11 protein-coding genes and 1 pseudogene are annotated in these 12592 nt (G+C 66.0%); 11 read left to right on the top strand and 1 reads right to left on the bottom strand.

What is annotated here, in order from left to right; all coding sequences use genetic code 11:
- Positions 1-18: 18 nt before the first annotated feature.
- Both ACIPVK_RS00975 and ACIPVK_RS00970 read left to right on the top strand, forming a co-directional pair.
- Positions 19-330, top strand: a complete 312-nt coding sequence (locus ACIPVK_RS00975; RefSeq protein WP_407610116.1) for a hypothetical protein — start codon at positions 19-21, stop codon at positions 328-330.
- A gap of 160 nt (positions 331-490) precedes the next feature.
- Complete coding sequence (locus tag ACIPVK_RS00970; protein ID WP_407610115.1) at positions 491-1918, top strand: DUF222 domain-containing protein; 1428 nt, start codon at positions 491-493, stop codon at positions 1916-1918.
- Here ACIPVK_RS00970 and ACIPVK_RS00965 read toward each other — a convergent pair.
- Positions 1905-2564, bottom strand: coding sequence for an MBL fold metallo-hydrolase (locus ACIPVK_RS00965; protein WP_407610114.1), 660 nt, complete (start codon positions 2562-2564; stop codon positions 1905-1907). The genes ACIPVK_RS00970 and ACIPVK_RS00965 overlap by 14 nt on opposite strands.
- Before the next feature lie 84 nt (positions 2565-2648).
- Here ACIPVK_RS00965 and ACIPVK_RS00960 point away from each other — a divergent pair, with 84 nt between their 5' ends.
- From ACIPVK_RS00960 to ACIPVK_RS00920, 9 genes and pseudogenes are all read left to right on the top strand, one after another.
- A complete protein-coding gene (locus tag ACIPVK_RS00960) occupies positions 2649-3032 on the top strand; it encodes a GntR family transcriptional regulator (RefSeq protein ID WP_407610113.1) in 384 nt (127 codons plus the stop codon).
- A gap of 62 nt (positions 3033-3094) precedes the next feature.
- Complete coding sequence (gene uvrA / locus ACIPVK_RS00955) at positions 3095-5977, top strand: excinuclease ABC subunit UvrA (protein ID WP_407610112.1); 2883 nt, start codon at positions 3095-3097, stop codon at positions 5975-5977.
- Between the two features lie 80 nt (positions 5978-6057).
- Entirely contained in the window at positions 6058-6777 is a 720-nt protein-coding gene (locus tag ACIPVK_RS00950) for an HAD hydrolase-like protein (protein ID WP_407610111.1), read from the top strand.
- The gene (locus ACIPVK_RS00945) at positions 6778-7446 is read left to right on the top strand and encodes a lysophospholipid acyltransferase family protein (protein WP_407607016.1); all 669 of its coding nucleotides are present in this window, start codon (positions 6778-6780) and stop codon (positions 7444-7446) included. It begins immediately after the preceding gene.
- 16 nt (positions 7447-7462) lie between these two features.
- A complete protein-coding gene (gene uvrC / locus ACIPVK_RS00940) occupies positions 7463-9424 on the top strand; it encodes an excinuclease ABC subunit UvrC (RefSeq protein ID WP_407610110.1) in 1962 nt (653 codons plus the stop codon).
- A gap of 36 nt (positions 9425-9460) precedes the next feature.
- Positions 9461-10354 carry an RNase adapter RapZ gene (rapZ, locus tag ACIPVK_RS00935; RefSeq protein ID WP_407610109.1) on the top strand — a complete coding sequence of 298 codons (894 nt, stop codon included), beginning with the start codon at positions 9461-9463 and terminating at the stop codon, positions 10352-10354.
- Between the two features lie 6 nt (positions 10355-10360).
- Positions 10361-11401 (top strand): uridine diphosphate-N-acetylglucosamine-binding protein YvcK, encoded by a 1041-nt coding sequence (gene yvcK, locus ACIPVK_RS00930; RefSeq protein WP_407610108.1) that lies wholly within the window; start codon positions 10361-10363, stop codon positions 11399-11401.
- A 10-nt stretch (positions 11402-11411) separates the two neighbouring features.
- Complete coding sequence (gene whiA / locus ACIPVK_RS00925) at positions 11412-12392, top strand: DNA-binding protein WhiA (RefSeq protein ID WP_407610107.1); 981 nt, start codon at positions 11412-11414, stop codon at positions 12390-12392.
- A 92-nt stretch (positions 12393-12484) separates the two neighbouring features.
- A pseudogene (locus tag ACIPVK_RS00920) lies at positions 12485-12592 on the top strand (superoxide dismutase); the annotation flags it as partial.

The raw sequence follows: 12592 nt of genomic DNA, 5'->3' as shown, positions 1-12592 counted from the left end.
ATCTCATAGGCTGAAGGCATGAAGAAGCAATTCTTGCCTGCGCTCGCCGTGGCGACCTTGATGCTCGGCGCCTGCGGCGGACCCTCGGCTGACGAATTTCGCCAGCGCGATATCCAGGGAAACACCGCGTGCATCCACTTCGGCAGTGGATACAGGGACGAGGGAAACGTCGGCAGCACCAACATGCTTAAGGCTGCAGAACATGGTGCGGCTTCCTCGACCAATGCGATTCGCGAGGCGGTGTCCGCCGATGCCTCCGGCAGGCCGGTCATTACTGACGAGGAATCGTTCAAGAATGCCTGCGAGGCACAAGGAATGAGCTTCAAGTAGTCGTCCCGGGGTTTCCCGCCCGATTTCACGATGAAGGCGAAGTTTTTTAACAATGCTCGTCTGACATGATGTTTTATGAATCAATAAATTCATCAAGGTCTTCACATCCGGGGCGATCGGGCGTATAGTAGTAAATATGTTCGAAGAGTGCGAAGGCTACTTGTCGAACCCGATTTCTCTCTCTGCGGAGGCTGCCGGGGAGATTCTCCTTGGCCATCGCCATATACCGGCAGACATGGCCAAGCCCGCCAGAGAGCGCGCGTTGGCGCAAAAGCCAGGTGATGATTACGTTGACTTCATCGACGACGTGGGCGTAGCCATGACCCACCTGCCCCAGAGCGTCGGGGAACAAACGAGGGTAGCCCGGATCGCAGCCCTGGAAAGGGCCAAAGCAGCGATCTGCGCGGCCCAGGCCAAGGAAGCCTATGGGCTTGAGCAGGACATCATTGCCCGACACGAGGATGAAGGCATCTACAAGGAGAATCCGAACCGCGGTGCAGGTGCCGAAGTGGCGCTTGCCCGCAAGGAATCGCAGCACCTCGGTTCGCGGTTTATCTCCTACGCAAGATCCATGATTGAGCACATGCCCTATACCTTCAATGCCCTGGAGCGTGGAGAGCTGAACGAAGACCGGGCCATGATTCTGGTGCGCGAAACCAACCAGTTGGACCCCGGTGTCCGCGAACTGATCGACCGGGAAATTGCCGGCGAACAGGGTGCTCTGGAAGGCGTCGGTGACAAGGAGCTTTTGGCCCGGGCCAAGAAGGAAGCCCTCGCGTTCGATAGCACCGAAGACATGATCAACCACGCGGACGCGATGAAGAAACGACGCATATCCGTGACGGCCACCCCCGACGGGATGATGCGAGTGAGCGGCCTGCTCCCCGTGGTTCAAGGCGTTGCATTCAAGGAAGCGCTGACCAGGGCGGCTGCACGGCGTCGTTCGATTGATGACAAGCGTACTGATGCACAGGTCATGGCTGACACCGTGGTCGAGTGCGTCACCGGGCAGAATCTGGCCTCGCGCCCGCCGCTGATGGTTCACCTCGCGATGACCGACAAGTGCCTTTTTGCAGGCGATAGCGAGCCAGCATTCATCAAAGGCTACGGGATCGTATCCGCCGAATACGCACGATGGCTGATCACGGGTGACCGTACCGGTCCCGACGGTGAAAACGAAGAGCAAGCCTGGATCCGCCGCCTATACACGGCCCCGGTCAGCGGCCAACTCGTCGCTATGGAATCGGATGCACGGATTCTTCCGCAGAAACTGAAGGACTTGATCTCCGTACGTGATCAATACTGCCGCACGCCCTATTGCGGAGCCCCGATCCGCCATCATGACCACGTTTACCAAGTGGCCAGGGGTGGAAAGACCACGGAGGCCAACACGGATGGCCGATGTGTCCAGTGCAACCACACGAAAGAAACTTCCGGCTGGGAAGAATTCGTGATTCTGGGTCCCCGGCACACGATCTTGATCAAGACGCCCAGCGGTCAGATGTACCGCTCGATGGCCCCGCCGTTGCCGGGAACCCCGGAATCACCGCCGGGGTCCACCGACAGTGTCGTGCCTACCAGCCCCTGACTCGCCATTCGTCCAGATTTGGGCGTTCCGCACCCAGCGTCGTCGTCGCGCCGTGACCGGGAAGCACCAGGGAATCATCCGGATACTGTTCGAAGAGCCGGGTCGTGACGTCATCAAGCAACGATGCAAAGCGTCCCGCATCGTTCTGGGTGTTTCCCACGCCTCCTGGGAACAGCGAGTCGCCGCTGAAAATGACCGTTGTCCCGCCGTCGCGAAGCACATAGGCAATGGAGCCGGGGGTGTGGCCACGTAGGTGCACGCACTCAAGGACCGTTGTGCCCACCGATACGGTGTCGCCGTGCTTCAGCGGAACGTCGATGGCCACATCGGCACCGGCCGCGATCCCTTCAACGTCCTCGGCACCGGCAAAGGTCTTCGCCCCGGTGCTTTCCACGTACTCATGCAGCGCCCTGATGTGGTCCCAATGCTGGTGTGTCGTGGCGATGCCTTCGAGCCTCGTGGCAACCTCTGTGTCGGAGGATGCCGACTCGACCAGCCCGTCTATGGCAGGCGCATCGTCGGCGGCGTCGATCAGCAACTGCGAGCCATCGCTCTTCGAGGTCACCAAGTAGATGTTGTTCGACATTTCGGAAACGCTCACGGACCGGACGGTCACATTGGTGAGGTCAAGGAAGATTTCACTCATGACAACACCTTACGTGGCACGACAATGACCACGCGATAGTCTGAAGCGCAGGCCCTGCCCCGGTACCAACGAAGGACGGCACACATGGATAGCAATCCGCTGGCATTCATCGCTCTCGACAGCACGGATAAAACCGCCCCCTACCAACAAGTCAGACAGCAGATACTTGTTGCCATCTCCAAGGGTCGGCTCAAGGCAGGAACCAAGCTGCCTCCGGTCCGGGCGCTCGCCGAGCAGCTCGGGCTCGCGGTGAACACCGCGGCAAAGGTCTACAAGGAACTGGAAGCCAGCGGAGCGGTCGTGACACGAGGGCGCCACGGCACCATCGTGCAGGCCACCGGCGACGAGGGATCCATCGCCGTGGCGGATGCCGCCTCGGAATTTGCGGCCGTTGCGACTCGCTGGGGAATCTCCGAAAAAGCGGCTGTCGGCTACGTGCGTGCGGCGTTCAGTTCGCAGCTTGGATAGCACCGGGTCGTATTGCTCACAAGTGCGCGCAATTCGAACCAGTTTTCGATTAGCATGTTCTGGTGGCTACTTCCCGCTCCCTTGAAACCTCCCGTCCGCACGACTTGACCCGCTTGGTGGTCAAGGGCGCGCGTGAACACAATCTGCGCAACGTCGACCTGGATTTGCCGCGTGACGCGATGATCGTGTTCACCGGCCTCTCCGGCTCCGGCAAGTCCTCCCTGGCTTTCGACACCATCTTTGCCGAGGGGCAGCGGCGCTACGTCGAATCGCTCTCGGCATACGCCCGCCAGTTCCTCGGCCAGGTCGACAAGCCAGATGTCGACTTCATCGAGGGGCTTTCGCCGGCGGTGTCGATCGACCAGAAGTCGACCTCGAAGAACCCCCGGTCCACCGTGGGTACCATCACGGAAATCTACGACTACATGCGCCTGCTTTGGGCTCGCGTGGGCCGTCCCTATTGCCCGGTCTGCGGCGAAGCCGTCACCAAGCAGACCCCGCAGCAGATCGTGGACCAGCTGCTCGAGCTCGCACCCAAGACCCGATTCCAGGTCTTGGCCCCGGTCGTGCGCGGCCGCAAGGGCGAATTCGTCGACCTGTTCAAGGAGCTGGGCTCCAAGGGCTACTCTCGGGCACGGGTCGACGGCGAAACGATCCAGCTCAGCGATCCGCCCAAGCTCGGAAAGCAGTTCAAGCACACCATCGAGGTCGTCATCGACCGACTGGCCATCAACGACACCGTGCGCCAGCGCCTGACCGACTCCATCGAAACCGCGCTCAACCTCTCCGAGGGCCGGGTCCTGATTGATTTCGTGGACCTCGATCCGGAAGACGAGGGTCGCGTGCGCGCCTTCTCCGAAAACCTGGCCTGCCCCAACGAACACCCGTTGGCCATCGACGAGATCGAGCCCCGCTCGTTCTCCTTCAACAACCCCTTCGGCGCCTGCCCCGCCTGCAGCGGCATCGGCACGCGCCTCGAGGTCGACGAAGACCTGATCATTCCCGATGTCGAGATGCCGCTGGGGCAAGGCGCCATCGCGCCGTGGTCGCTCGGAACCGCAACCAGCGAATACTGGAACCGCCTGCTCGAGGGCCTGGGCGCCGAAATGGACTTCACGCTCGAAACGCCGTGGAACAAGCTTCCCGCGGTGGCACGGCAGGCCATCCTGCACGGCAAGGACCACAAGGTCGTCGTGCAGTACAAGAACCGCTTCGGCCGGGAACGCAAGTACTCCACCGGTTTCGAGGGCGTGGTGCAGTACATCCACCGCAAGCACCTGGAAACCGAGTCGGACAACGCCCGCGACAAGTACGAAGAGTACATGCGGCAGATCCCTTGCCCGGAGTGCAACGGCGCGCGACTGAATGCCGCCTCCCTGTCGGTGCTGATCAACGGCAAGTCCATTGCCGAGGTCTCCGCCATGCCGATGCGCGAGTGCGCCGGGTTCCTCGACAACCTGGTGCTGACCGGCCGCGAGGCGCAGATCGCCACCCAGGTGCTCAAGGAGATCCAGGCCCGCCTGCGCTTCCTGCTGGACGTGGGACTCGAATACCTGAACCTGGAACGCGCCGCGGGGACGTTGTCCGGCGGCGAAGCCCAGCGCATCCGGCTGGCCACGCAGATCGGCTCGGGCCTGGTGGGCGTGCTCTACGTGCTCGACGAGCCCTCCATCGGCCTGCACCAGCGTGACAACCGCCGGCTCATCGAGACCCTCACCCGGCTGCGTTCGCTGGGCAACACGCTGATCGTCGTCGAACACGACGAGGACACCATTGCCGAGGCCGACTGGATCGTCGACATCGGCCCCGGCGCCGGGGAACACGGCGGCGAGGTCGTGCACTCCGGGTCCCTGGAGGACCTGAAGGCCAACACCCGCTCGATCACCGGCGACTACCTCTCCGGGCGCAGGCAGATCGAGGTGCCGGCCAAGCGCCGCAAGATCGACAAGAAGCGCCAGATCACCGTCGTGGGTGCCCGCGAAAACAACCTCGAGGACCTCACCGCGCGCTTCCCGCTCGGTGTCCTGACCGCCATCACCGGGGTCTCCGGCTCGGGCAAGTCCACGCTGGTCAACGACGTGCTCTACAAGGTGCTGGCCAACCGGCTCAACGGCGCCAAGCAGGTGCCCGGACGGCACACCCGCGTCGAGGGCCTCGAGCACCTGGACAAGGTCATCCACGTCGACCAGTCGCCCATCGGCCGCACCCCGCGCTCCAACCCGGCCACCTACACCGGGGTCTTCGACCACATCCGCAAGCTCTTCGCGGAGACCAACGAGGCCAAGGTCCGCGGCTACCTGCAGGGCCGCTTCTCCTTCAACGTCAAGGGCGGACGCTGCGAATCCTGCTCGGGCGACGGCACGCTGAAGATCGAGATGAACTTCCTGCCGGACGTGTATGTCCCCTGTGAGGTTTGCCATGGTGCGCGCTACAACCGCGAGACCCTGGAAGTGCACTACAAGGGCAAATCCATCGCCGACGTGCTGAACATGCCCATCGAGGAGGGTGCGGAATTCTTCGCCGCCTTCACCCCGATCGCCCGCCACCTGCGCACGCTGGTGGACGTGGGGCTCGGCTACGTCCGGCTCGGGCAGGCCTCCACCACGCTCTCCGGCGGCGAGGCGCAGCGCGTGAAACTCGCCGCGGAATTGCAGAAACGCTCCAACGGCCGCTCGATCTACGTGCTCGACGAGCCCACCACCGGCCTCCATTTCGAGGACATCCGCAAGCTCCTGCTGGTCCTGCAGGGCCTGGTCGACAAGGGCAACACCGTCATCACCATCGAGCACAACCTCGACGTGATCAAGTCCGCGGACTGGGTCATCGACCTGGGCCCCGAGGGTGGTTCCGGCGGCGGCGAGATCATTGCCGTCGGCACCCCGGAAGAGGTCGCCAAGGTGAGCGGCAGCTATACCGGAAAGTTCCTCGCGCCGCTGCTCGGCTAGCCGGCAAAGCCGTTCGTGTATGCCGCTTCGGGCATGCACGAACGGCGGCAGCGCCCAGTCCATGCGAGAATACAACAGTGATGATTGCTCCCTCCGCCGTGCTCCTTGACCTCGATGGAACCCTCGTGGATCCGGCCGGGGCCATCACCTCGGGTATCCGCCATGCGTTGACGCAGGCGCAGATCCCCGACCCGGGTGAAGAAAAACTCCGTTCCCTGATCGGCCCGCCGCTGACCCTCGGGCTGGCCTCCATCGACGGCGTCACCGCCGACGACATCGGCTTTTTGATCGCAACCTACCGCGCGCAATATGCCGAAACCGGCATGGCGGCCTCGCGGCCCTACCCGGGAGTGAGGCAGGTGCTGGCCGCACTGCGCGCCGCCGGCACCACGGTGCTGGTGGCCACCGCCAAGCCCACGCACATTGCCCGCCAGCTGCTCGCGGTGCAGGAAATCACCCCGCTGCTCGACGGGATCTTCGGCAACGACGACGAGGGCGACGGGACCTCCTCGTCCAAGACCCACATCCTTGCCGCGGCGATCCGCGAACACAACCTGGATCCGGCACGCTGCGTGATGGTGGGGGACCGCCGCTACGACATCGAGGCCGCCCACGAGAACAACATGGCGTCCATCGGCGCCGGCTGGGGGTTCGCCGAGAGCGGCGAGCTGGCCGCCGCGGGGGCGGGGGCCCACGCCGCGGACCTTGCCGAGCTCGCCGACCTGCTGCTGGGCAACGCCGCCGGGGAAGCGGTGCGCGAATCGCTCACGGCCGACACCACCAAGGGAGCCAGCGCCTAAATGAGCCTGTACACCATGACCCGCTCCTCGATCCGCGGGCTGCTTTCGGGGCTGTGCCGTCCCACCGTCACCGGCCTGGAAAACGTGCCGCGCACCGGGCCCGTGATCATCGCCTCCAACCACCTCTCCTTCCTGGACTCCATCATCATCCAGGCGCTGACCCCGCGCGACGTGGCGTTCTTCGCCAAGGCCGAGTACTTCACCACCCCCGGCCTCAAGGGGAAGGCCATGAAGACCTTCTTCGAGTCCGTGGGCTCCATCCCGGTGCAGCGCGGGGAGCAGGCCGCCTCCGTGGCGGCGCTGGAATCCCTGGTCGACATCCTGGAAACCGGCGGCGGCATCGGCATCTACCCGGAGGGCACCCGCTCCCGCGACGGCATGCTCTACCGCGGGCGCACCGGCGTGGGCTGGCTGGCGCTGAGCACCGGGGCGCCGGTGGTGCCCGTCGGGCTCATCGGCACCGAGAAGCTGCAGCCGGCCGGAACCAACCGGATCACCCCACACCACTTCACCCTGGCCTTCGGCAAGCCGCTGCAATTCGAGCACCTGGGCCGCAAGCACCCGCTGCCGCAGCGCCGCGCCGCCACCGACGCGATCGTCGATGCCATCGCGGAGCTCACCGGCCAGGAGCGCGTGGACGCCTACAACCAGACACCCATCACCGACTAGCAGCGAAGGCGCACTCGTGGCAGACCCAAGAAGCTACCGCCCCGCGACGGGGGACATCCCGGTCAACCCCGGGGTGTACCGCTTCCGCGACGAAGTGGGACGGGTCATCTACGTCGGCAAGGCCAAGGTGCTGCGGCAACGGCTGAACTCCTACTTCGCCAACCCGGCTTCGCTGACCGCCAAGACCCACGCCATGGTGCACACCGCCACGAGTGTGGAGTGGACCGTCGTGGGCTCCGAGCTCGAGGCCCTCCAGCTGGAATACACCTGGATCAAGGAGTTCAACCCGCGCTTCAACATCGTCTTCCGCGACGACAAGTCCTACCCGTACCTCGCGGTGACCATGGGGGAGAAGTACCCGCGCGCCCAGGTGATGCGCGGGGACAAGCGCAAGGACACCAAGTACTTCGGCCCGTTCTACCCGGCCAAGGCCATCCGCGAAACCCTCGACACGCTGCTGCGCGTCTTCCCGGTGCGCAGCTGCTCGGCCGGGGTGTTCAGGCGCGCTGAATCCTCCGGGCGGCCCTGCCTGCTCGGCTACATCGACAAGTGCGCGGCCCCCTGCGTGGGACGCATCAGCCCCGAGGACCACAAGCAGCTCGCCGCGGATTTGTGCCAGTTCATGGGTGGGGAGGGCACCCGCTTCATCAAGGAACTCGAGGCCAAGATGGCCGATGCTGTCTCGAAGCTCGAGTACGAGCAGGCCGCCCGCCACCGCGACGACATCGCCGCGCTGCGCCGGGTCTTCGAACGCAACGCCGTGGTGCTGGCCGAGAACACCGAGGCCGACATCTTCGCGGTGCACGAGGACGAACTCGAGGCAGCCGTGCAGGTCTTCCACGTGCGCAACGGGCGCATCCGCGGCCAGCGCGGCTGGGTCGTGGAAAAGGTCGAGGACTCCACTCCGGCCGAATTCATCGAGCACCTGCTCACCCAGGTCTACGGCGAGGCGGCCGGAGACGACCGGATCCCGCGCGAGGTGCTGGTCCCGGTGCTGCCGGAGAACACCGAGCAGGTGGCCGCGTGGCTGCACGAACGCCGCGGCTCGGCCGTCTCGCTGCGCGTGGCGATGCGCGGGGACAAGGCGGCGCTGGCCGAAACCGTGCGGGAAAACGCCGAGCAGTCGCTGCGCCTGCACAAGTCCCGGCGCGCCGGGGACCTGACCACCCGCTCGGCCTCGCTGCAGGAACTCCAGGACGCCCTGGGCCTGCCCACCCCGCTGCTGCGCATCGAATGCTACGACGCCTCGCACACCCAGGGCACCAACGTCGTCGCCTCCATGGTGGTGTTCGAGGACGGGCTGCCGAAGAAGAGCGACTACCGCAAGTTCGCGATCACCGGGGACGCGGCCCGCGACGACACCGCCTCGATGTACGACGTGATCTCCCGCCGCTTCCGGAACTACCTGGCGGAAATGGCCGACACCGTCCCGATGGTCAGCGGCGAAATCGACATCGCCGACGCCTCCGAGCGCATGCCGACGCGCAAGTTCGCCTACCCGCCCTCGCTGGTCATCGTCGACGGCGGCCCGCCGCAGGTCGCCGCCGCCTCCCGGGCGCTGGCAGACCTCGGCATCGACGACATCTACGTGGTCGGGCTGGCCAAGCGGCTGGAGGAGCTCTGGCTGCCCGAGGACGAGTTCCCGGTGATCCTGCCGCGGGCCTCCCACGCGCTGTACATGGTCCAGCGGATCCGCGACGAGGCACACCGCTTCGCCATCACCTTCCACCGCAAGAAGCGCTCGGCCTCGATGACCACCTCGTTGCTGGACACCATCGAGGGCCTGGGCCCGGCCAAGCGCGAGGCGCTGCGCAAGCACTTCGGCTCGATGAAGAAGATGCGCGCCGCCTCCAGGGAGGAACTCATGGAGGTCCCGGGCATCGGAAAGGCGCTTGCTGCCACGGTGTTCGACGCGCTGGCCGCGGCCGGAACCGGTGCGCCGGCAGTGAACATGACGACCGGAGAGGTACTTGACTAGCCCGTTGTGCCCGCGAAGGCGACTAGGCTAGGGACCATGACTTCCGAGCTTGCCCCCGTGAAACCTCCCGAGTCCGAACTTCTGGTGATAACCGGCATGTCGGGCGCCGGCCGCACCACCGCCGCGCACGCGCTGGAAGACCACGGCTGGTATGTGGTGGAAAACCTCCCCCCGACGCTGCTGGGCATGCTCACCGAGATCGTGGCCCACTCCGGCGGCTCCATCCCGAAGCTCGCCGTGGTGATGGACGTGCGCTCCAAGTCGCTCTTCCCGCAGCTGCGCGAGAACCTCAACGCGCTGACCGCCGCCGGCATCGCCTACCGCGTGCTCTTCCTGGACGCCGCCGACGACCTGCTGGTGCGCCGCTTCGAACAGGGCAGGCGCCCGCACCCGCAGCAGGAGGACGAGCGGATCGTCGACGGGATCAACCGCGAACGCGAGGTGCTGCGCGAGCTGAAGGAAGCAGCGGAAATCGTCCTGGACACCACCGAGATGTCGGTGCACGACCTGGCCCGTTCCATCACCGAGCTCTTCTCCGAGTCCGGCCCCATAGTGCTGCGTTTGAATGTGATGAGCTTCGGCTTCAAGTACGGGCTGCCCACGGACGCCAACTACGTGGCCGATGTCCGCTTCATCCCCAACCCGCACTGGGTCCCGGAACTGCGCCCGCACACGGGCAAGGAAAAGCAGGTCTCCGACTACGTGCTCGGTGCCACGGGCGCCGCCGAGTTCATCGAGCGCTACATCGGCGCCCTCGAACCGGTCTTCGAGGGCTACCGCCGCGAAAACAAGCACTATGCAACCATCGCCGTGGGCTGCACGGGCGGCAAGCACCGCTCCGTGGCCACAGCCGAGGAGATCGGGCGCCGGCTGGCCCAGCTGCCCAGCGTGCGGGTGAACATCACGCACCGGGACCTGGGTCGCGAGTAGTCCGCCATGGCGTTTTTCACCGGCCCCATCCCCATCCAGCCCCCCGCCCGTTCCGCCGAGGACAACCAGGTGGTGCGCGTGGTCGCCCTCGGCGGCGGCCACGGGCTCTCCGCCTCGCTCTCCGCGCTGCGCCGGCTCACCACCGACCTGACCGCCATCGTCACGGTTGCCGACGACGGGGGCTCCTCCGGGCGCCTGCGCGAGGAACTGGACGTGCTGCCCCCCGGGGACCTGCGCATGGCGCTGGCCGCATTGTGCGACGACACCGACTGGGGGAGGACCTGGCGCGACGTCATGCAGCACCGCTTCACCTCCAAGCCCGGCACGACGGCCTCGCTCGACAAGCACGCGGTGGGCAACCTGCTGATCGTGGCGCTGTGGGAACTGCTCAAGGACCCGGTGGCCGGGCTGCGCTGGGCCGGCGCCTTGCTCGGCGCCCGCGGCCAGGTGCTGCCCATGAGCATCACCCCGCTGACCATCACCGGGGACGTGCTGCAGGAAGACGCCGGCACCGGGCTGGTCCGGCGCCGCATCTCGGGGCAGGCGAAACTGGCCGAGGCCGGGGAGAGCGCCCTGGTCTCCAACGTGCGCCTGGAACCCGCCGACGCCGCGGCCTGCACCGAGGCGCTGGACGCCATCGAGCTGGCGGACTGGGTCGTACTGGGCCCCGGGTCCTGGTACACCTCGGTGCTGCCGCACCTTTTGCTGCCGGAAATGCGCGAGGCGCTGCAGCAAACCCCCGCCCGCCGGCTGCTGACCATGAACCTCTCCACCAACACCGCGGAGACCGGCGGCATGGACGCCGCGGCGCACCTGGAGGTCATCTCCCGGTACGCGCCGGAGCTCCGGCTGGACGCCGTGCTGGCCGACCCGGCGACCATTTCGGACCACGAGGCGTTCACGCAGGCGGCGGCCCGGCTAGGTGCCCGCACCTTTTTCGGTAAAGTAGGGGTTGGTGCCGGACGCGCAGTCCACGACCCCTTGAGACTTGCCGCCGCATACCACGACGTGTTCACCACGTTCAGCACAGACGAGCCCAGCAGTTAGGAAACAATCCATGGCACTGACGGCTTCCGTCAAGGACGAACTGTCCCGGCTTGAAATCCGGCGGTCATCCGAGCGCAAGGCAGAGGTATCCACCATGCTGCGCTTTTGCGGTGGACTGCACATCATTTCCGGGCGCATTGTCATCGAGGCAGAGGTTGACCTCGCCGCCACCGCCCGGCGGCTGCGTGCCGCCATCGCCGAGGTCTACGGACACACCTCGGAAATCATCGTGGTCTCCGGGGGAGGCCTGCGCCGCGGCAACCGCTACGTGGTCAGGGTGGTGCGCGACGGCGAGGCCCTGGCGCGCCAGACCGGCCTGCTCGACGGGCGCGGACGGCCTGTGCGCGGCCTTCCCTCGGTCATCGTCAACGGCTCCACCGCCGACGCCGAGGCCGTGTGGCGCGGCGCCTTCCTCTCCCACGGTTCGCTGACCGAGCCCGGACGCTCCTCGGCACTGGAAATCACCTGCCCCGGACCCGAATCGGCGCTGGCGCTGGTCGGCGCCGCGCGGCGCCTGGGCCTGGTGGCCAAGGCGCGCGAGGTCCGCGGCGTGGACCGCGTGGTCATCCGCGACGGCGAGGCCATCGCGCAGCTGCTCACCCGCATGGGCGCCCACGACGCGCTGATGGTCTGGGAGGAGCGTCGGATGCGCAAGGAAGTGCGGGCCACGGCCAACCGCCTGGCCAACTTCGACGACGCGAACCTGCGCCGCTCGGCCCAGGCCGCCGTCGCCGCCGGGGCCAGGGTCGACCGGGCCCTGGAGATCCTGGGCGAGGAAGTGCCCGAGCACCTCAAGTACGCCGGTGCCCTGCGCGTGGCGCACAAGCAGGCGTCCCTGGACGAGCTCGGCCGCATGGCCGAGCCGCCGATGACCAAGGACGCGATTGCCGGGCGAATCCGCCGGCTGTTGGCCATGGCCGACAAAAGGGCGTCCGAGCTGGGAATACCCGGCACCGAGGCGAGCGTTCCCTTGGATATGCTCGAGCACTGATACACGAGTTTTCCGCCAGCTGCGCGGAGATGCAGTAACGAAGAACAGTGCACCCGCGTCCTGCGGGGTGCCGAAGAGAATGAGGAGTCATTTTGGCTATTTATACCTTGCCCGAGCTGCAGTACGATTACGCGGCCCTGGAGCCGAGCATTTCGGCGCGGATCATGGAGCTGCACCATTCCAAGCACCACGCTGCCTAT

Origin of the sequence: Paeniglutamicibacter sp. MACA_103, from assembly GCF_045798555.1 — a bacterium.
Classification (GTDB): Bacteria; Actinomycetota; Actinomycetes; order Actinomycetales; family Micrococcaceae; genus Paeniglutamicibacter.
This window is presented reverse-complemented; position numbering and strand designations above follow the sequence as displayed.

Bases quoted from the DNA above. Each gene is read 5' to 3' on its own strand.
- ACIPVK_RS00975 (WP_407610116.1), top strand. From the start codon at position 19: ATGAAGAAGCAATTCTTGCCTGCGCTCGCCGTGGCGACCTTGATGCTC.
- ACIPVK_RS00965 (WP_407610114.1), bottom strand. From the start codon at position 2,564: ATGAGTGAAATCTTCCTTGACCTCACCAATGTGACCGTCCGGTCCGTG.
- ACIPVK_RS00960 (WP_407610113.1), top strand. From the start codon at position 2,649: ATGGATAGCAATCCGCTGGCATTCATCGCTCTCGACAGCACGGATAAA.
- ACIPVK_RS00950 (WP_407610111.1), top strand. From the start codon at position 6,058: ATGATTGCTCCCTCCGCCGTGCTCCTTGACCTCGATGGAACCCTCGTG.
- ACIPVK_RS00945 (WP_407607016.1), top strand. From the start codon at position 6,778: ATGAGCCTGTACACCATGACCCGCTCCTCGATCCGCGGGCTGCTTTCG.
- rapZ (WP_407610109.1), top strand. From the start codon at position 9,461: ATGACTTCCGAGCTTGCCCCCGTGAAACCTCCCGAGTCCGAACTTCTG.
- yvcK (WP_407610108.1), top strand. From the start codon at position 10,361: ATGGCGTTTTTCACCGGCCCCATCCCCATCCAGCCCCCCGCCCGTTCC.
- whiA (WP_407610107.1), top strand. From the start codon at position 11,412: ATGGCACTGACGGCTTCCGTCAAGGACGAACTGTCCCGGCTTGAAATC.